The 19,428-nt window shown below is 60.6% G+C and carries 22 protein-coding genes; 14 read left to right on the top strand and 8 right to left on the bottom strand.

The genetic code is table 11. The annotated features are described in order from the left end of the window. Positions 1-2: 2 nt before the first annotated feature. From JQM66_RS03975 to JQM66_RS04035, 13 genes are all read left to right on the top strand, one after another. On the top strand, positions 3-218 hold the full coding sequence (locus JQM66_RS03975) for an RNA-binding S4 domain-containing protein (RefSeq protein ID WP_235228516.1): 216 nt from the start codon (positions 3-5) through the stop codon (positions 216-218). After that, positions 208-1,311 (top strand): DNA replication/repair protein RecF, encoded by a 1,104-nt coding sequence (gene recF, locus JQM66_RS03980; RefSeq protein ID WP_235228517.1) that lies wholly within the window; start codon positions 208-210, stop codon positions 1,309-1,311. Before JQM66_RS03975 ends, recF begins: the two co-directional genes overlap by 11 nt. A gap of 433 nt (positions 1,312-1,744) precedes the next feature. Next, positions 1,745-2,161 (top strand): PH domain-containing protein, encoded by a 417-nt coding sequence (locus JQM66_RS03985; RefSeq protein WP_235228518.1) that lies wholly within the window; start codon positions 1,745-1,747, stop codon positions 2,159-2,161. Positions 2,162-2,165: 4 nt separating this feature from the next. Then, complete coding sequence (gene remB, locus JQM66_RS03990; protein WP_235228519.1) at positions 2,166-2,432, top strand: extracellular matrix regulator RemB; 267 nt, start codon at positions 2,166-2,168, stop codon at positions 2,430-2,432. A 1-nt stretch (position 2,433) separates the two neighbouring features. Further along, a complete protein-coding gene (locus JQM66_RS03995; protein ID WP_235228520.1) occupies positions 2,434-2,748 on the top strand; it encodes a hypothetical protein in 315 nt (104 codons plus the stop codon). Between the two features lie 109 nt (positions 2,749-2,857). Then, positions 2,858-4,825: a DNA topoisomerase (ATP-hydrolyzing) subunit B gene (gyrB, locus tag JQM66_RS04000; RefSeq protein WP_235228521.1), complete on the top strand. Its 1,968-nt coding sequence runs from the start codon at positions 2,858-2,860 to the stop codon at positions 4,823-4,825. Between the two features lie 15 nt (positions 4,826-4,840). Next, positions 4,841-7,336, top strand: coding sequence for a DNA gyrase subunit A (gene gyrA / locus JQM66_RS04005; protein ID WP_268824308.1), 2,496 nt, complete (start codon positions 4,841-4,843; stop codon positions 7,334-7,336). Between the two features lie 23 nt (positions 7,337-7,359). Next, positions 7,360-7,620, top strand: coding sequence for an SHOCT domain-containing protein (locus JQM66_RS04010; RefSeq protein WP_235228522.1), 261 nt, complete (start codon positions 7,360-7,362; stop codon positions 7,618-7,620). A 75-nt stretch (positions 7,621-7,695) separates the two neighbouring features. After that, positions 7,696-8,067 (top strand): endonuclease domain-containing protein, encoded by a 372-nt coding sequence (locus tag JQM66_RS04015; protein ID WP_235228523.1) that lies wholly within the window; start codon positions 7,696-7,698, stop codon positions 8,065-8,067. Between the two features lie 25 nt (positions 8,068-8,092). Continuing rightward, the gene (rnhA, locus tag JQM66_RS04020; protein WP_235228524.1) at positions 8,093-8,530 is read left to right on the top strand and encodes a ribonuclease HI; all 438 of its coding nucleotides are present in this window, start codon (positions 8,093-8,095) and stop codon (positions 8,528-8,530) included. 306 nt (positions 8,531-8,836) lie between these two features. After that, positions 8,837-10,747: an NAD(+) synthase gene (locus tag JQM66_RS04025; RefSeq protein ID WP_235228525.1), complete on the top strand. Its 1,911-nt coding sequence runs from the start codon at positions 8,837-8,839 to the stop codon at positions 10,745-10,747. Between the two features lie 4 nt (positions 10,748-10,751). Then, positions 10,752-11,498: a threonine/serine exporter family protein gene (locus JQM66_RS04030; protein WP_235228526.1), complete on the top strand. Its 747-nt coding sequence runs from the start codon at positions 10,752-10,754 to the stop codon at positions 11,496-11,498. Between the two features lies 1 nt (position 11,499). Beyond that, the gene (locus tag JQM66_RS04035; protein ID WP_235228527.1) at positions 11,500-11,898 is read left to right on the top strand and encodes a threonine/serine exporter family protein; all 399 of its coding nucleotides are present in this window, start codon (positions 11,500-11,502) and stop codon (positions 11,896-11,898) included. 109 nt (positions 11,899-12,007) lie between these two features. Here JQM66_RS04035 and JQM66_RS04040 read toward each other — a convergent pair whose 3' ends face one another. From JQM66_RS04040 to JQM66_RS04060, 5 genes are all read right to left on the bottom strand, one after another. Next, a complete protein-coding gene (locus JQM66_RS04040) occupies positions 12,008-12,274 on the bottom strand; it encodes a barstar family protein (RefSeq protein WP_235228528.1) in 267 nt (88 codons plus the stop codon). 1 nt (position 12,275) lies between these two features. Beyond that, complete coding sequence (locus tag JQM66_RS04045; RefSeq protein WP_235228529.1) at positions 12,276-12,851, bottom strand: ribonuclease domain-containing protein; 576 nt, start codon at positions 12,849-12,851, stop codon at positions 12,276-12,278. 115 nt (positions 12,852-12,966) lie between these two features. Next, positions 12,967-14,889, bottom strand: coding sequence for a heavy metal translocating P-type ATPase (locus tag JQM66_RS04050; RefSeq protein WP_235228530.1), 1,923 nt, complete (start codon positions 14,887-14,889; stop codon positions 12,967-12,969). A 50-nt stretch (positions 14,890-14,939) separates the two neighbouring features. Beyond that, positions 14,940-15,155, bottom strand: a complete 216-nt coding sequence (locus JQM66_RS04055; RefSeq protein WP_235228531.1) for a cation transporter — start codon at positions 15,153-15,155, stop codon at positions 14,940-14,942. Positions 15,156-15,193: 38 nt separating this feature from the next. After that, positions 15,194-15,556: an ArsR/SmtB family transcription factor gene (locus JQM66_RS04060; RefSeq protein WP_235228532.1), complete on the bottom strand. Its 363-nt coding sequence runs from the start codon at positions 15,554-15,556 to the stop codon at positions 15,194-15,196. A gap of 151 nt (positions 15,557-15,707) precedes the next feature. Here JQM66_RS04060 and JQM66_RS04065 point away from each other — a divergent pair, with 151 nt between their 5' ends. Further along, positions 15,708-16,112, top strand: coding sequence for a PaaI family thioesterase (locus JQM66_RS04065; protein WP_235228533.1), 405 nt, complete (start codon positions 15,708-15,710; stop codon positions 16,110-16,112). Positions 16,113-16,166: 54 nt separating this feature from the next. On the opposite strand, the gene JQM66_RS04070 is transcribed toward JQM66_RS04065, so the two are convergent. The 3 genes from JQM66_RS04070 to JQM66_RS04080 form a co-directional block, all read right to left on the bottom strand. Further along, positions 16,167-17,399 (bottom strand): sensor histidine kinase, encoded by a 1,233-nt coding sequence (locus tag JQM66_RS04070; protein ID WP_235228534.1) that lies wholly within the window; start codon positions 17,397-17,399, stop codon positions 16,167-16,169. 68 nt (positions 17,400-17,467) lie between these two features. After that, positions 17,468-18,148, bottom strand: coding sequence for a response regulator transcription factor (locus tag JQM66_RS04075; RefSeq protein WP_235228535.1), 681 nt, complete (start codon positions 18,146-18,148; stop codon positions 17,468-17,470). Between the two features lie 21 nt (positions 18,149-18,169). Continuing rightward, on the bottom strand, positions 18,170-19,183 hold the full coding sequence (locus JQM66_RS04080; protein ID WP_235228536.1) for a DUF4340 domain-containing protein: 1,014 nt from the start codon (positions 19,181-19,183) through the stop codon (positions 18,170-18,172). Positions 19,184-19,428: the final 245 nt, after the last annotated feature.

A 19,428-nucleotide genomic window follows, 5' to 3' on the forward strand; every position in this document is an offset into this window, starting at 1 on the left:
TTATGAAAACGATTACGATTAACACTGAATTTATCAAGCTACAGGACCTGCTGAAATTTGCCAACCTGGTGGAGACCGGCGGCATGGCCAAGGAGTGCGTCCAGTGCGGCGAGGTCCTGGTCAACGGAGAGGTCTGCACCATGCGGGGCAAGAAGATCCGTCCCGGGGACGTGGTGTCCTTTGAGGGACAGGAACTGACGGTCGCCTATGCGGATTGACCGCCTGGAACTGGAGAACTTCCGCAATTACGGCTGCCAGACCGTGGACTTCGACGCCCGGTGCAACGTGATCTTCGGCGAGAATGCCCAGGGAAAGACCAACCTGCTGGAGGCGCTGGTGTACCTCTCCTGCGGCAAGTCGCCACGGGCCAGGACGGACCGGGAGATGATCCGGTTCGATGCCCCCTCCGCCCGGATGCTGGCTCAGGCATTTGCCCGGGACCGGGAATTTAAGGTACAGGTAGACCTGTTCCGGGACCGGCGGCGGAAAATGTCCGTCAATCAGGTGCCCGCCAAAAACAGCGCGGCCCTCAGTGACGTGTACAACACCGTGTTTTTCTGTCCGGAGGACCTGTTTCTGATCCGGGAGGGAGCCGCCGCCCGGCGGAGGTTCATGGATACAGCTTTATGTCAACTTCGGCCCCGGTACGCCGCCGTCCTGGCGGAGTATAACCGGGCCTACGACCACAAAACTCGCATTCTGCGGGACGCCGAGGAGCGGCCGGACTTGCTGACCGCCCTGCCGGAGTTCAATGAGCAGCTGGTGCGCTTCGGCGCGGTGCTGGTCCACTACCGCCACCAGTTCGCCCTGCGGCTGCGGGAATACGCCGCCGCCAACCATCGGGAGTGTTCTGGCGGAAGAGAGCAGCTGGATATCCAATATCAGACGGTGTCCTCTGTCACGGACCCGGCCGTGGACATTGCAGTTCTGACCGAGCAGCTCCGGCAGCACATGGAATCCCATCAGTCAGCGGAGCGGTCCTCCCGTTTGTGCTTGTCGGGACCACACAAGGATGACCTGTTGGTAACCATTAACGGCCGGGACGCCAAGCAGTACGCCTCCCAGGGTCAGACCCGGACGGCGGCTCTGGCGCTGAAGCTGGCAGAGCGGGAGATCTATAAAAACGTCACCGGAGAGTATCCAGTGCTGCTTCTGGACGATGTTTTGAGCGAACTGGACCCGAAACGGCAAGAGTTCGTCCTGAACCGCATCAACGGCGGGCAGGTGTTCATCACCTGCTGCGAGGATGACCGCCTGCCGCAGCTTCTGGGCGGCAAGGTGCTTCATGTACATGGCGGGGAGTTGGTCTGATGGTCCTCCTGCCAGGGGACGGAGGAGGAAAGGGAAGGACTCTTTTGAAAAGAGCCCTCCCCTTTGGAAACCTCACCCGGGGACAGGGCAGCGGCAGCGGAAAGAGAAGCAGCGGCCATTCGATGACCACTACCGAAAGCCGCACCCACGCCATCAAATGCGGAGACGTACTTTCTCTGTTCCCCAAAGACTCAAGCGCACCCGGCAGGGGACTATCAAATTACGTAAGCACCGGCTACGACAACCTTCGCGTTTGCGGTCAACTTGACACTTCCGTGTCAAGTTGAGCCGCCGAAAGCGCCTTTTTCTTCCACCGGGCGCGGCGCATTCTTTTTCGGCAAGACGAAAAAGAATGAGGGGCGCCTTTCAGCGCCGCAAAGCGGCGCATCCCCCCGTCCCCTATAAGAGGACTACCTCAGAAAGGAGATTTTCTATGGAACCTATCCAATATCTCTGGAAAGACCGCAAGCGTCATCTTGGCCTTCCCCTGTCCTTCACCCGCTACCGTCTCAGTGAAGACCGCCTGTTCTGTGAAAGGGGTTTTTTCAATATCAAGGAAGATGAGGTGCTGCTGTATCGTGTCCGGGACCTGCAACTGAACATGTCCCTGGGTCAGCGCATCTTCGGCGTGGGCACCATCTGCGTGGTGTCCTCGGACAAGAGTGTGCCACATCTGGATCTGAAGAATGTGAAGCAGCCTCGTGAGGTCAAGGAGCTGATCCATCAGAACGTGGAAGCCGCCAAGGACAAGCGCCGCATGCGCACCACGGAGATCATGAGTGACATGGACGCGGATGACTTCTCCCATGATTTTGATGATGGTCTGGACGATGTGAACGGAGCAGAGTAAAACCATGTATCTGCATATCGGTCAGAACGAGATCATTCAAGAGCACCGGATCATCGGTATCTTTGATCTGGACAAGTGCTCCACCAGTAAGCGGACCCGGGACTATCTGTCCGCCGCTGACAAAGAGGGTGTGGTGCTGGATATCTCCGGCGATATCCCCAAGAGCTTCGTGGTCTGCGACCATCCCTACCATGAGCAGATCGTCTATCTGAGCCAGCTGAACACCTCCACCCTGAAAAACCGGGCGGAGAGCCGAAAACTGGAGTTGTGATATGCACATTTGGAACACATTTCTTTTGGTTTTGCGTTTTTGGGAAATTGGCAGTCCCAGCCGCGTGCTGCTTCCTTGTACCTGCTTGTTGTTCGCCGTACTCCACGGGTTTCTCCGTTGGGGAACAAATGGGCATGGGCGGTGGCTGCCTGTTCTTTTGACGGCGACGATTTTGGCCTGCGAGGTCACCATTTTGCCGCTCCACAGCTATCTGGCAATGCTGGTGGTCATAGGAATGTGCTACGCGGAAGCTGCATTATTGGGTACAGGATTGGGAGAGCTGTTCTATCGTTTTTTTGATAAGAAAGTATTCTGAATCATTCTTTGTATGAGATTGAAGGCAAGGAGAAACGGGCCGGAAATGGCTCCGGCCCGGCTCTTCTTGCCTTGTGTAAGGAAAACGACCCCTTGAAAGGAGAAACCACATGGCTGAAAATGAAATTTTGAATTCCACGGCAGTCAATGCGCAGAACGAGTATGACGCCTCCGAGATCCAGGTCCTGGAGGGACTGGAAGCTGTCCGGAAGCGTCCCGGTATGTACATTGGCTCCACCTCCACCTCCGGTCTCCACCATCTGGTGTACGAGATCGTGGACAACGCCATCGATGAGGCCCTGGCAGGCTACTGCACGGAGATCCAGGTCACCATCAACGAGGGCGACACCATCACCGTGGTGGACAACGGCCGCGGCATCCCCGTGGACATCCAGGCCCAGACCGGCAAGCCAGCTCTGGAAGTGGTCTATACCGTCCTCCATGCCGGCGGCAAGTTCGGCGGCGGCGGCTACAAGGTCTCCGGCGGCCTCCATGGCGTGGGCGCCTCCGTGGTCAACGCCCTGTCCGAATGGCTGACGGTCCAGGTCCACCGGGATGGTAAGATCCATGAGATGAAGTTCGCCCGGGGCCACGTGACCCAGGAGATGACCGTGGTGGGTACCACCGACCACACCGGCACCACCGTCACCTTTAAGCCGGACCCGGAGATGTTCGAGGACACCATTTACAATTATGAGACCCTCCACACCCGTATGCGGGAGGAGGCCTTCCTGAACGCGGGCCTGCGCATCACCATTGCCGATGAGCGCGCTGCTTCCGCCAACAAGCCGGAGAGCGAGCGGTATCACTCCATGTGCTATGAGGGCGGTATCCGGGAGTTCGTCACCTGGCTCAACAAGAGCAAGGACGCCCTGCATAACGACGTCATTTACATGGCCGGCCAGAAGGATGACTCCGTGGCGGAGGTGGCCCTGCAGTACAACGACGGCTATAACGAGACCATCCTCTCCTTTGCCAACAACGTCCACACCCCCGAGGGCGGCATGCACGAGGAGGGCTTCAAGAGGGCACTGACCACTGTGCTGAACAATTACGGCCGCAAGATCAAGATGCTGAAGGACGACGAGAAGATCTCCGGCGAGGACTGCCGGGAGGGTCTGACCTGCGTCATCTCCGTGAAGCTGACCGAGGCCCAGTTCGAGGGTCAGACAAAGGCCAAGCTGGGCAACAGCGAGATCCGGACCCTGGTGAACAACATCGTCTCCGACAAGCTGGATACCTTCCTGGAGGAGAATCCCCAGGTGGGCCGCATGATCCTGGACAAGGCTCTCACCGCCAACCGCGCCCGGGAAGCCGCCCGCAAGGCCCGTGAATCCATCCGCCGCAAGACCGCTCTGGGCGGCGCGGCCATGCCTGACAAGCTGCGGGACTGCAATGAAAACAACCCCGAGCTGACCGAGATTTATATCGTCGAGGGTGACTCCGCAGGCGGCTCCGCCACCCAGGGCCGGGACAGCCGGTTCCAGGCCATCCTCCCCCTGTGGGGCAAGATGCTGAACGTGGAGAAGGCCCGGGCCGACAAGGTCTACGGCAACGACAAGCTCCAGCCCGTCATCACGGCTCTGGGCGCCGGCATCGGCGATGAGTTCGACCCCGCCAAGCTGCGGTATCACAAAGTCATCATCATGGCCGATGCCGATGTGGACGGCTCCCATATCCGCACCCTGCTGCTGACCTTCTTCTTCCGCTTCATGCGGCCTTTGATTGAGCACGGCTACGTCTATTCCGCCGTGCCGCCCCTGTATAAGCTGACTAGGGGCAAAACCACAAGGGTAGCCTTCTCCGACGAGGAGCGGGACGCCGTGTCCGCCGAGATGCGGGGCGGCAACCCCAACGTGAAGATCGACATCTCCCGCTTCAAGGGCCTGGGCGAGATGAACCCCCATGAGCTGTGGGAGACCACTATGGACCCGGAGAAGCGGACCCTGCGCCGCATTACCCTGGACGACGCCGTGAAGGCCGACGAGACCTTCACCATCCTCATGGGCGAAAAGGTGGAACCCCGGAAGGAGTTCATCGAGAAGAACGCCCAGTACGCCGTCAATCTGGATTATTAAAGGAGGGATACCGACATGTCTAAGAAACCCCAATACGACCCCGAGGAGATTCGGTATCCCGACCAGAAGATCGTGGAATCTCCCCTGGTCCCCGAGATGGAGAAATCCTATATCGAGTACGCCATGAGCGTCATCGTGGGCCGCGCCCTGCCGGATGTGCGGGACGGCCTGAAGCCCGTCCACCGGCGTATTCTGTATGCCATGTACGAGGACAACCTGACCTCTGACCGCCCCTTCAAGAAGTCCGCCACCTGCGTGGGCGACGTGCTGGGCCGGTACCATCCCCATGGCGATGCCTCCGTCTACGACGCCCTGGTCCGTCTGGCCCAGGACTTCTCCATGCGCTATATGCTGGTGGACGGCCACGGCAACTTCGGCTCCGTGGATGGCGATCCCCCGGCGGCCTACCGTTACACCGAGGCCCGCATGAGCAAGATTTCCGAGGAAATGCTGCGGGATATTGAGAAGGAGACCGTGGACTGGGACCCCAACTTCGACGAGAGCCGGAAGGAGCCTCGGGTCCTCCCTGCCCGTTTCCCCAACCTGCTGGTCAACGGCTCCAGCGGCATCGCCGTGGGCATGGCAACCAACATCCCGCCCCACAACCTGCGGGAGGTCATCGGCGCCTGCATTTGCGTGCTGGATGACCCCAACGCCACCCTGGCGGACCTGATGCAGCACATCAAGGGCCCCGACTTCCCCACAAAGGGCATCATCATGGGCCGCAGCGGCATCCGGGCGGCCTACGCCACCGGCCGGGGCCGGCTGGTGATCCGGGCGCGGCATGAGTTTGAGGAGTTCGGCAAGGACCGGACCCGCATCGTCATCACGGAAATTCCCTATCAGGTCAACAAGCGCATGCTGATCAAGAGCATGGCCGACCAGGTGGAGGACAAGCGGCTGGAGGGCATCTCCGATATCCGGGACGAGTCTGACCGCAACGGTATGCGCATCGTCATCGAGCTGAAGCGGGATGCCAATCCCCAGGTGGTGCTGAACCGCCTGTTCAGCCAGACCCAGCTGCAGACCACCTTCGCCATCAACATGCTGGCCCTGGTGGACAACCAGTCTCAGCCCAAAATCCTGTCCCTGCGGCACATCATCGACGAGTACCTGGCTTTCCAGGAAGAGATCATAGTCCGCCGCACCCGGTACGACCTGAAAAAGGCCCAGGAGCGTGCTCACCTGCTGGAGGGCCTGCTGATCGCCCAGGACAACATCGACGAGGTCATCCGCATCATCCGCAGCGCCTATGACGACGCCAAGCAGAAGCTGATGGAGCGGTTCGGTCTGGACGATATCCAGGCCCAGGCCATCCTGGACATGCGGCTGAAAGCCCTCCAGGGCCTGGATCGGGAGAAGCTGGAGACCGAGTACAAGGAACTGGAGGAGAAGATCGCCTGGTACAACAAGGTCCTCTCCGACGAGGGACTGGTCCGCCAAATCCTGAAAGAGGAATTGCAGGCCATCTCCGACAAGTTCGGCGACGACCGCATGACCGAGATCCAGGACGTGGAGGACGAGATCGATATCGAGGACCTGATCGAGGAGGAGCAGTGCGTCTTCACCATGACCCAGGCGGGCTATATCAAGCGGACTCCCGTCAGCGAGTATGCCGCCCAGGGCAAGGGCGGTCAGGGCCGCAAGGGCATCACCACCCGGGACGAGGACTACGTGGTGGATGTGTTCACCGCCTCCACCCATGACTATATCCTTTTCTTCACCGACACCGGCAAGGTGTACCGAAAGAAGGGCTATCAGATCCCCGAGAGCGGCAAGGCCGCCAAGGGCACCAATATCATCAACATTCTGCAGGTGGAACCGGGCGAGCGGGTCCAGACCATGATCCACTTCCGGGAGACCGGCAACGAGGAGCTGTTCCTGGTGATGGTCACCCGGAACGGCACGGTCAAGCGGCTGCCGGTGTCCACATTGAAGAATCTCCGCAACAACGGCATCCGGGCCCTGACGCTGGACGAGGGCGACGCCCTGGTCACCGTCCGGGAGACCGACGGCACCAAGAAGATCCTGATTGCCACCCACGACGGCATGGCGGTCTGCTTCGACGAGAACGACATCCGGCCCATGGGCCGTATCGCTGTGGGTGTCCGGGGCATCCGTCTCCGGGAAGGCGACTACGTGGTGGGCGCCGCCCGTGCCGCCGAGGGCAAGTGCGTCCTCTCCATTACGGAGAAGGGCTACGGCAAGCGGACGCCTGTGGAGGAGTACCGCATCACCAACCGCGGCGGTATCGGCATCAAGAACTATATGGTGACGGAAAAGACCGGACCCGTGGTGGGTATCAAGGTGGTGGACGGCACCGAGGACCTGCTGCTGGTGACCCAGGCGGGCATCCTGATCCGCACCGCTGTGGAGAACATCCGCACCGCCGGCCGTGCTACCCAGGGCGTTATCGTCATGCGCTTCAAGGAAGAAGGCGACAAGGTGATCGCCATGGCTCTGACGGACCGGGACGAGGCTGAGGAGACCGAGACTGGGACGGAGAACTGAGACCGTATAAGGAGGAACCAGAAATGCCGGGTTTGGGATTTGCAATTGCAAAACTGCTTGTGATTGGTGTGGCCTTAGGACTTGGAGCGGCATTCCTGTATCTTTGGATTCTGAAACGGTTTACGAAAAAGGACACGCCCACGAAACCGCCCCATACCCCAAAGCATGAGAGCGAAGTGGTACAGAAGCAGATATCCCAACTTCGCCGTCAGTTGGACAGCGGCCTGCTGACAAAAGAGGAATACGCCGCCAAAAAGAAGGAACTTCTGCAGGAGAAGCCGTAAAAAAGCCTTCCCCCATCAGGGGGGAAGGTGGCGCGAAGCACTGGATGAGGGGGCCTGTGTGACATGGACGCGCATATGAAACGATACGCGCAGGCCCTCCGGCGAAACGCGACAAAAGAAGAGCGTCGCCTATGGTATGATTTTCTGAAAGCATACCCGGTCCAGTTCCGGCGGCAGGTGGTCTTTGGCAGGTATATCCTGGATTTTTACTGCGCAAAGGCAAAGCTGGCAGTGGAACTGGATGGCTCCCAGCACTATCAGGACGAGGGTCCTGCGCAGGATGCGGCGCGCTCCGCGTATCTGCAAGAGACGTATGGCATCCATGTCCTGCGTTTTACAAATTTGGAACTACAACGTCAGTTTGAGGGTGTCTGCCAGAGGATCGACATGGAGGTCAGACGGAGGTCCCCCTCATCCGTCCCCTGCGGGGACACCTTCCCCCCATGAGGGGGAAGGCAACGGGAGAAACCTTATGAAAACAGTTACCATTTATACCGACGGGGCCTGCTCCGGCAATCCCGGGCCGGGAGGCTGGGGCGCGATCCTGATGTACGGCGCCCACAAGCGGGAGCTCTCCGGCGGCGAGGCCAACACCACCAACAACCGCATGGAGCTGACGGCGGTCATTGAAGCGCTTTCTATTTTGAAGGAGCCCTGTATCGTGGACCTGTGGTCTGACTCCAAGTACGTCATCGACGGCTTATCCAAGGGCTGGGCCAAGGGTTGGAAGGCCCGGGGCTGGGTGAAGAGCGACAAAAAGCCCGCCCTGAACCCGGACCTGTGGGACCGCCTGCTGGCCCTGACCGACGTTCACACTCTGCGCTACCACTGGGTCAAAGGCCACGCGGAAAATGAGTACAACAACCGCTGCGACGAGTTGGCCGTGGCGGAAAGCCAGAAGTACAAATAAACAAAACAGACGGCTTTGTGGAAAACAAAGCCGTCTGTTTTGTTGCGGAACAGGAAAGTAATCGTTTTTCACAGAAACGTTTACAAACTGTTCATAAGGATATCACAATTCCGCAAAAAATATTGGGTATCTTAAATACAAGCAACGGGTCCTCCCAACCCGATGCGTTTTCTCCCTCCTAAAACACACACACGGTAAAAGGACCGCCTTTGGCGGTCCTTTTACCGTTGGGCGGATATCTTGCATTTTTGGCGCGGGAGGGGTAAGATACAGACAGAATTCAAACCGATGTAGGAGGGTCCGAATATGAAAGACGGTTTTATTTCGGTGGCCTGCGGCACGCCCAAGCTGCGTCTGGCGGACTGCCACTATAACGCGGAGCAGACCTTCACCATGATGCGCCAGGCGGAGAAGGCCGGGGCCAAGGTGCTGGTGCTGCCGGAGCTGGGCCTGACCGGCTACTCCTGCGGCGACCTGTTCTATCAGGAGACGCTGCTGCGGGGCGCCCAGGAGGCCCTGTCCACCGTCCTGGAGGCTACCCGGAACCTGGAAGTGGTAACGGCGGTGGGCTTGCCGGTGAAAGTTAACAACAAACTGTATAACTGTGCTGCTGTTATACAAAAAGGACAGATTTTGGGCCTGATCCCCAAGACGCACCTGCCCAATTACGGCGAATTTTACGAGAAGCGGCAGTTTGCCGCCGCACCGGAGGAAAACCAGTCGGTGACCCTGCTGGGCAAGTCCGTACCCTTCGGCAATCATCTGGTGTTCCGCTGTGCCGACATGCCGGACCTGGTCCTGGGCTTTGAGATCTGCGAGGATATGTGGGCTCCCTGCTCCCCTGCCGTGGACCTGGCGGCTGCCGGTGCCATTGTGGTGGGGAACCTGTCCGCCAGCAACGACCTTGTGGGTAAGGACAGCTACCGCCGCCAGCTGGTGACCATGCAGAGCGCCAAGCTGCTGTGCGGCTACGTCTATTCCAACTGCGGCGAGGGGGAATCCACCTCTGACGTGGTCTTCGGCGCCCACCAGATGATCGCGGAGAACGGCACCATGCTGGCAGAGCGGCGCTTCGACGGCGGCCTGCTGGTTTCGGAGGTCGACATCCAGCGCCTTGCTTATGAGCGCCGTCGGACCCAGATGTTCGACCGGGCGCCTGCTGTGTGGGAGGTCCCCTTCTCCCTGACCGTCTCCCCCACCAAGCTGACCCGCTATGTAGCCCCCATGCCCTTCGTCCCCGAGGACAAGAGCGACCGGGACGAGCGCTGTCGGGAAATTTTGCTGCTGGCCTCTCTGGGCCTGAAGCAGCGGCTGGAGCACACCGGCGCCAAGACGGCGGTGGTGGGCCTCTCCGGCGGCCTGGATTCCACCCTGGCTGTTCTCATTACCGGCCTTGCCATGAAGATGCTGGACCGGCCCATGACGGATATCATTGCCGTCACCATGCCCTGCTTCGGCACCACGGACCGGACGAAAAACAATGCCGTGATCCTGGCGGAAAAGCTGGGGACCACGCTGAAAACCGTGGATATCTCCGCCTCCGTCCGCAGCCACTTCAAGGACATCGGCCACGACATGGAGGACCACTCCGTCACCTTTGAGAACGGTCAGGCCCGGGAGCGGACCCAGGTGCTCATGGACATCGCCAACAAGAACGGCGGCCTGGTCATCGGCACCGGCGACCTCTCTGAGCTGGCTCTGGGCTGGTGCACCTACAACGGCGACCACATGAGCATGTACGCCGTCAACTGCACCATCCCCAAGACCCTGGTGCGCCATCTGGTGGGGTATCTTGCCCGGGACAACGCGGAAAAGGACCGGGAGCTGAAGGATGTGCTGGAGGACATTCTGGACACCCCTGTCTCCCCGGAGCTGCTGCCTGCCGTCCAGGGGCAGATCAGCCAGAAGACCGAGGACCTGGTGGGACCCTATGAGCTGCATGATTTCTTCCTGTACTATATGCTCCGCTGGGGCTTCTCCCCCGCCAAGATCTACCGTTTGGCGGTGTATGCCCTGGGCAAGCAGTACAGCCGGGAGGTCATTTTGAAGTGGCTGAAGACCTTCTACCGCCGCTTCTTCTCCCAGCAGTTCAAGCGCAACTGTGTCCCCGACGGCCCAAAGATCGGCTCCGTGGCTATGAGCCCCCGCGGCGACTGGCGGATGCCGTCTGACGCAAAGGTCAATCTTTGGCAGGCGGAACTGGAGACGCTGGAGTAACGCTGTGGAAGCATTGCTGGATCAGCTTCTGAATATCGGTGAGCTTCTGCTGCAGAACGGCGCGGAGATCAGCCGGGTGGAGGAGACCATCTCCCGGATGGGCATGGCCTACGGCGCTGTGGAGATGCAGGTCTTTGTCATCACGTACAGCATCGTGGTCAGCATGAAGATGCCCGATGGCCGGGTACTCACCCAGACCCGCCGCATCACCCGGCCCGCCGGCACGGACTTCCTCCGGTTGGAGGCCTGCAATGCCCTGAGCCGCCGCTGCTGCCGGACACCGCTGCCGCTGGAGGAACTGACAGCGGAGGTGGAGCGCATCCGCACCCGGTCCAACAGCCGCCTGCGGATCTATGGCAGCAGTATGCTGGCGGTGGGCAGTTTCACCTTGTTTTTCGGCGGCGGACCGGCGGATATGCTGGTGTCCATGGCGTTTGCGGCCCTGACCTGCCTGCTGCAGGAGTATCTGATGCCCATTTGCATGAACCGGGTGATTTTCAACCTGATTTGTTCCCTGCTGATCGGCCTGGGGACCTGCGGCTGTGTGCTGCTGTTCCCCGTGTTGCAGTTGGACAAAATCATGATCGGCTATATCATGCTGCTGATCCCCGGCCTGGCCATGACCAACTCTGTCCGGGACATCCTAGTGGGCAACACCATCTCCGGTGCCCTCCTGCTGACGGAGTCTCTGCTGTGGGCCGGGGCCCTGGCCTCCGGTTTCATGCTGGCCATCTGGATCACGGGGGTGTGACATGAGAGAGATCGTGACACAGCTCCTGACGGCATTCTTAGGTTCCCTGGGATTTGCCATCCTGTTCCACCTGCGGCCACGACTGCTTCCATGGGCCGCCCTGGGAGGCTTCCTGTGCTGGGGCTGCTATCTGGCGTGCTGCGGATATCTGGAAGGCGTCTTTTTCCCCTGCCTGCTGGCTTCCGCCTTCGCGGAGCTGTATGCGGAGGTATTGGCCCGGCTGCTGCGGGCACCCTCCACCCTGTTCTATGTCCCGGCGGTGATCCCCCTGGTGCCGGGCGGCTCCCTGTTCCACGCCATGAGCGCCGCGGTGCGGAACGACTGGGCGGCTGCCAGCGCTTATGGAACCACCACGGGACTCTCCGCCCTGGGCATCGCCATTGGCATGAGTCTGATTTAGGCGCTGGTATTTATGGTGCGAGAAGCGGAAAAGCGCATGCACCGTGAGATGTGAATATACTTTCAAAAACAGAGCGCCCGGACGAAAGTCCGGGCGCTCTTACCATGAATTAGAGTTGAATGTGCAGCTTGGGATTTTCCGCTGCGGCATCTTTCAGGACCCGGCAGAAGCGGCCGTATCCTGCCCCCAGGGTTTCCGCCAGGGCCTGACTGTGCAACAGGATGACGGTGGTCTCCTCCGTCAGGTCCGTCAGGCAGTCGTAAAGGGCGTCCAGGTTGCCGCCGTACCAGTCCGGGAAGTCCAGCTGCTCCGCCAGCAGGCGGTGGAGGCGGTCCATGGACCCCACGGCCGCACCCTCGATCATGGCGTATTTCATGTCATTCCTCCCCGTACAGCAGGGTAAAGCTCTCGTAGTGGTTGTCAGTGTAGTAGATCAGGCCGTCGTTGGAGAAGACGATGCGCTTGGCGCCCCGCTTGGAGGCACCCAGGGTGTCAATGTCGCACTCCGTATAGCTGCGGCCCTCCTTTTCCGGCAGTAATCCCTCGTAGTTGCCGAAGCGGCTGCCGCCGATGCACTTGCCGGGGGCGTAGGGTTCCAGGCTGCCGCCCTGCCAACCCAGCTTTTCGGCCTGCTTTTTGGTGATGAAGTTGTCCGGCAGATGACCGTACTGGTGGATGTACAGGGCCACATCCTCCGCTGTGGTGTAGGTGCCGTCCTCGGGGAGCAACTCCTCCTCGGGGGCTTCCGCTTCCTCCTCAGCGGGCGGGGCGGCGGGCTCCGCCTCCGTCTGCTCCTCCGGAGCGGGCAGGGCTTCCTCCGGGGTATCCGGCAGGGCGGTCTCCTCTTGGGCGGGGGCATCAGGGGCCTGGGTCTGGGTGGACTGGACGCCGCAGGCCGCCAGGGTCAGGGCCAGCAGCAGGGCCAGCAGCAGAGAGACGATTTTTTTCATCATACACATCACTCCTGAAGGCCGGACGTTCTCCGGCCCGAAAAAATACTCAGCTTGCCGAAATTGCTTTCAGCAAGCTGAGTATATCATATTTCAGAAGATTTTCAATGGGGGACCGTCACAGCTCCTCAACATGGAGGCAGCGGGTGGCGTTAAGGATGGCGATGAAGGCCACGCCCACGTCGGCGAACACCGCCGCCCACATACTGGCATAGCCCAGGGCGCCCAGCAGCAGCACCAGCCCCTTGACCCCCAGGGCGAACCAGATGTTCTGGTTCACGATGCGCAGGGTCTTCCGGGAGATGCGCATGGCGGTGGCGATTTTGGAGGGTTTGTCGTCCATGAGCACGATGTCGGCGGCTTCAATGGCGGCGTCACTGCCCAGGGCGCCCATGGCGATGCCGATGTCCACCCGGCTGAGCACCGGGGCGTCGTTGATGCCGTCGCCCACGAAGGCCACCTTGGCATTGGCGGATTTTGCCGCCAGAATCTTTTCCGTCCACTCCACCTTGTCAGCGGGCAGCAGTTCGGCGTGGTATTCATCCACTCCCAGCTCCGCCGCCACGGATTTGGCCACGGCTTCGGCGTCACCGGTGAGCATGACGGTTTTCTTCACGCCGCTTGCCTTCAGGTCGGCAATGGCGGCTTTGGCGTCCTCCTTGGGCAGGTCGGAGATGACGATGTGACCGGCATAGAACCCGTCCACCGTCACATGGACGATGGTGCCCGGCAGCTCACAGGGCAGCCAGTTCACGTTCTGCCGCTCCATGAGGCGGCTGTTGCCCACGCAGACGGTCTTGCCGTCCACCTTGGCACAGACGCCGTGGCCGGCGATCTCCTCCACGTCGGAGACACGGGCGGCATCCAGTTCCACCTTGCAGGCAGCTTTCAGGGACAGGGAGATGGGGTGGTCGGACCAGTGCTCCGCCAGGGCGGCGTATTCCAGGAGCTGCTCCTGGGTGAAGTCCCCCTCCGGATGGACGGCGGTGACAGAGAAGGTGCCCTTGGTCAGGGTGCCGGTCTTGTCGAAAATGACCGTTTCGGTACGGGCCAGGGCCTCCAGATAGTTGCTGCCCTTCACCAGAATGCCCCGCTTGCTGGCGCCGCCGATGCCGCCGAAGAAGCTGAGGGGCACGGAGATGACCAGAGCGCAGGGGCAGGAGATGACCAGGAAGATCAGGGCCCGGTGGAGCCAGGAGGTCCAGACGGTGCCCGCCAGGAAGCCGGGCAGACTGGCCGCCGGGATCAAAGCCAGGGCAATGGTGGGCAGGAGGAACAGGGCCAGGGCGGCCAGCACCACACAGGGGGTATAGTACCGGGCGAACCGGGTGATGAAGTTTTCACTGGTGGATTTCTTCTCGCTGGCGTTCTCCACCAGGTCCAGAATTTTGGATACCGTGGACTCCTCGCAGGGCTTGGTCACCTGCACCCGCAGGACACCGGACTGGTTCACGCAGCCGCTGATGACAGCGTCGCCGGGGATGACGTCCCGGGGCACGGACTCGCCGGTGAGGGCGGCGGTATCCAGGGCGGAGGTGCCCTCCAGGACGGTGCCGTCCAGAGGTACCCGCTCGCCGGGTTTTACCACGATGACGGCGCCCACGGGCACGTCCTCCGGGTCCACCTCCTCGATCTCGCCGTTCTCCCCCTCCAGGTTGGCCACATCGGGCCGAATATCCATGAGGGCGGCGATGGACTGACGGGACTTGCCCACGGCGTAGTCCTGGAACAGCTCGCCCACTTGATAGAACAGCATGACGAATACCGCTTCGGCGTACTCCGCCGTGGCAAAGGCACCCACGGTGGCCAGGGCCATCAGGAAGTTCTCGTCAAACACCTGCCCGTTTTTGATATTGCGGACGGCCTTGTAGAGCACATCCCAGCCGATGACGGCGTAGGGGGCCAGATAGCACAGGCCAGTCAGCAGGCCCTGCTCCGGCAGGATTCCAACGGCGCAAAGTACCTTGACCAGGACCAGCAGCACCGCGGAAATCACGATGCGCCGGACCATTTTCTTCTGTTTTTTGGAGAGGGAATTCATAGCGGTTCCTCCTTACAAAAAGCGCCGCCGTTGAGGGCGGCGCTTCCGGATCAGATGTACAGCTCGCAGTCGGGCTCCACCTTTTTGGCCACGGCAATGACTTCCTTCAGGATCTCATCAAAGCGGGCATCGTCAGCGTCCAGCACCAGCTTCTGGGCCATGAAATTGACGGTGGCGTCGTTGACACCGTCGATCTTCTTCACGGCTTCTTCCACCTTGGCGGCGCAGTTGGCGCAGTCGACTTCGAACTTGTAACGCTTCTTCATGTTGATTTCCTCCTGCTTTTTATAAAAATGTGGAAAACTTACTCTTTTACATGCTCAATGCCCTGGTCGATGATGGTCTTGACGTGGTCATCCGCCAGGGAGTAAAAGACGGTCTTGCCCTCCCTGCGGGACTTTACCAGCCGGGCGTTTTTCAGAGCCCGCAGCTGGTGGGAGATGGCGGACTGGGTCATGCCCAGTAGCGCCGCGATGTCGCACACGCACATCTCCGCCTCGAACAGCACATACAGGATGCGGATGCGGGTGGAATCACCGAAGATGCGGAACAGCTCCGACAGGTCGTACAGGGTGTCCTCATCCGGCAGCTCCTGCCGTACCTTTTCCACGATCTCCTCGTGGGCGTGGATGAAATCACAGCATTCCACATTGTAGCGGTCCTCCATAGTCCGCCTCCTTTCACCTGAACAATTGAACGACTGTTCATATGTTCAGTATATGCAAACGAATCCGTTTGTCAACCCCTTTTTCAAAAAATGTGGAAAAACGACGGGAAAGGTGATACACTGGTGAAGATTCCAGCGAAGGGAGAGCACCATGACTCAGGAAGAGCAACAGTTGAAGGAACTGCGGCTGCGGGAGAACGCCTTTACCCGCCATAACTTTTTTGAATTGGAGACCGTGGAGCGGGACCGGGCGGTGTACCGCCTGGACATCCGGCCGGAGAGCAAGAACCCCTACGGCATGGTCCACGGCGGGGCGCTGTACACCCTGGCGGACGACGCGGGCGGCGCCGCCGTCCACACCGATGGGCGCCATTACGTGACTCAGCACGGGGACCTGCATTTTCTGAAAAACCAGCCCAACGGCACCATCCGGGCCGAGGGGCAGGTCCGCCGCCGGGGCAAGGCTACCTGCCTGGCCATCGTGGATATCACCAACGGGGCCGGGGAATTGCTGGCCACCGGCCAGTTCACCTATTTCTGCATCGACCAGGATTGATAGAGACTGAAAAAAAGACCTGCCGCAGATTGCAACGCTCTGCGGCAGGCTCTTTTACTTTTTCAGCGCCATGGTATAAATGAACCGGGTGGATTCCGCGTCGCTTTCGGCCTTCAGGGTAGCCTTGTGCTCCTGGGCGATGGTCTGGGCGATGGACAGCCCCAGGCCGAAACCGGACTGCTCACCCCGGGAGTCATCCGCCCGGTAGAACCGCTCAAAGAGCCGCCCCAGCTTTTCCGGCGGAATGGGCTCCCCGGGGTTGGAGACCGTCAGGATGGCCTGCCGGTCCGTTTTTTGCAGCCGCAGGCGGATGGCGCCGCCTTCGGCGCCGTATTTGATGGCGTTGTCCAGCAAAATGGAAACCAGCTGCCGCAACTTGTCCCTGTCCCCCAGGACGGCGGCGTCCCGGTCGATGTCGTATGCCAGGGGCTTCCCCGCCTCAAAGGCCACCGGCTCGAAGGCCAGGACGGCGTCGGCGGCGATGTCCGACAGGGAGACCGCCGTCAGCACGGCGGTGCGGACCATGTTGTCCGCCCGGGCCAGGGTCAGCATCTCCTCCACCAGGGACCGCATACGGCGGGCCTCGGTGTGGATGTTGTCGGCCCAGCGGGCGGGCCGGTCCTCCAGGGGAGCGGCCTCCAGCAGCTCCGCGTTGGAGAGGATCACCGTCAGGGGCGTTTTCAGCTCGTGGGAGGCGTCCGACAGGAACTGCCGCTGTTGCTTCCAGGCCTTCTCCACCGGGCGGGTGGCCCAGCGGGACAGCAGCACAGAGACGCCCAGCAGCAACAGCAGAGAGATCAACAGGATCACCAGGTACGGTCCCATCATATTGCGCAGGACTGTCATTTCCATGGACATGTCCACGAAGGCGATTTTCTGGTACAGGCCGTTGTCCTGCCGCAGATACCGCAGGCGGTAGCTGTGGATGGCGCCCTCCTGCTCCGGCCGGGAGAGGCAGTCGGACAGGATGGCCTGCAGGGCCTCCGTGTTCTCCAACTCGTCGTAGGTGCCGCCGGTGACGTAGGCCTGGCTGCCCCAGACCTCCACGGTGAAGTAGGGCAGCAGCACCCGGTCACCGCCCACGTCGATGCCGATCTCCGGCCGGACGAAGTCCCGGCTGCCGCCGCTGTACAGGGAGTCCTGAGCCACCCGGTACAACACCTGGCGGCTGAGGGCATCAATGCTGCGCTCCATGGTGAAGTAGACCGACAGGAAAACCACCGCCAGCACGGCGGTCACCAGGGCCATGCAGATGGCCACGAATTTCAGCCGCAGCTTTCGGATCACGGCGGATACCCCCTTGTTGAGAACTTTGTGGAAAACGTGGAAAAATCAGTGGAAAATCGGGGAAAACGTCAAATTTTTGAAACCTCCAGACAGTAGCCCACCATGCGGATGGTCTTGATTTTTACCTTGGAGCGCAGGTGGTCCAGCTTCTTCCGCAGGAAGGAGACATAGACCTCCACGTTGTTGTCCTCCGCGTCGGACTCGTAGCCCCAGATCTTCAGCAGCAGGGTCTCCTTGGTCAGGACCATATCCCGGTTCCGCATCAGCAGCTCCATCATGTCGAATTCCTTGCGGCTCAGCCGCAGACTGCGGTCCCCGCAGGAGAGGGTGAAGGAGCTCTTGTCCAGCTTCAGGTCGCCGAATTCCACGGCGTCGCTGCTGCGGAGCTCCGGTTGCCGCCGGGTCAGGGCCCGGATGCAGGCCAGCAGTTCCCTGGGCTCAAAGGGCTTGGTCAGATAGTAGTCGGCGCCGCAGTCCAGCCCCTCCACCCGGTCGCTCAGTTCGGACCGGGCGGTCAGCATCAGCACGGGGACGGCGTTCCCGGCGGCGCGCAGGTTCCGCAGGACGGTGAAGCCGTCCATTTTTGGCAGCATCACATCCAGCAGCACCACGTCATAGATGCCGGACAAGGCGTTGTCCAGGCCGCTCTCCCCGTCGTGGCACACATCGGCGGTGTAGCCGTTCATGTCCAGAAGGTCCTGTAAGGTGGAGGCCAGCCGGACCTCGTCCTCAATGATCAATACCCGCATGGCAGCCTCCTTTCAAATGGCTCAGCCCTCCAGGCCCTCCGCGGCGATCCGCATAAGGGGGTCCAGCAGCTCGGTGGACAGGAAAAACAGGGTGGTATCGTCCCCCAGGCGGATGTAGCGGCCGGAGCCGTCCGGCAGGCGCTCGCCCACGGTAATGCGCAGCGCCTGCTGGGCGCCGCCCTCAGTGGTATAGGCAATGTCCAGCTTGGCGGCGGGTGCGTCAAAGCCGCAGAAGGTGGCCGCCTCGTCAGAGGGGTCAAAGTCCACACATCTGGTGATGGTCAGGGCTGTCACATCCTCCAGCAGGGACTGCACCAGGGGCATGTCCGTGACGTTGGCTCCGCTGGAGCGCCAGGTGGTGACGGTGTCGTCCTCCGCCCGCTGGGCCGTCAGCACGGTGAGGGGGCCGGGCTGGTCACCGTCCGGTGAGGCACCCTGGACAGTGACGGACAGAATGCGGTCCTCCGTCAGCTCCGGCAGCTCCGGCAGGTCGTACATGTCGTAGACCGGGACCTTCATCAGCTGGTACAGCGTATCTGCCAGGATGTACACGGTCGTCTCGTCCCCGTTGAGACGGACGTAATAGCTGTTGCCGTCGGTGGTGGTGTTGCCGAACAGCACGGTGGTGACGGCGCCGGAGGCGGTGGCGGCCGTCAGGGAGGCCACCGGCTCGGAAAGGCCGCTTTTCTCCACGGCCTCCGCCCCTGTCAGGGTCTGCTGGGGCTTCCAGTTGGTCAGCAGCTCCAGAATGGAGGTGATCACCGTGTCATCCAGAGGGAAGTCGCGGCTTCCGTCCCAGGTCCAGGTGCCGTTGTCGTCCCGGGTGAAGGACAGCGTGGTGGAGCCGTTGTCGTACTGCAGGCTGGTATAGGCGTTCTGATCCGCCGCAACGCCGGTTTCACCGGGGGCGGGATCCTCTTTGCCGATGTCCCGGGATGCCCGGTAGCGCATCCCCAGAACCACCAGCAGCGCCGCCATCAGGATCAGCAGAATGGTGCTGAGGATGGTGACGATCCGTCTTTCTCTCCAGGTCATAGGAAGAAACCTCCTGTATATGCAAAATTCCATTCGGAACCTTTATTATAACACACCAAAACAAGGGTTTCAATTTATGGTATCCCAAAAACCTGAAAACCGCCTGAAAGACGCAACTTGAAGAAAATACATTTGGCAACCGATTTCTTAAGAAATTTTGAAAACTTTTCTTGCAAAAAAGCGGGGACTTCGCTATAATGTTGTCGCCAAATGGCAGAATGTCAGCCGGACGGAATGCGACCGTT

The organism is Oscillibacter valericigenes, from assembly GCF_021531915.1.
Classification (GTDB): Bacteria; Bacillota; Clostridia; order Oscillospirales; family Oscillospiraceae; genus Oscillibacter; species Oscillibacter valericigenes_A.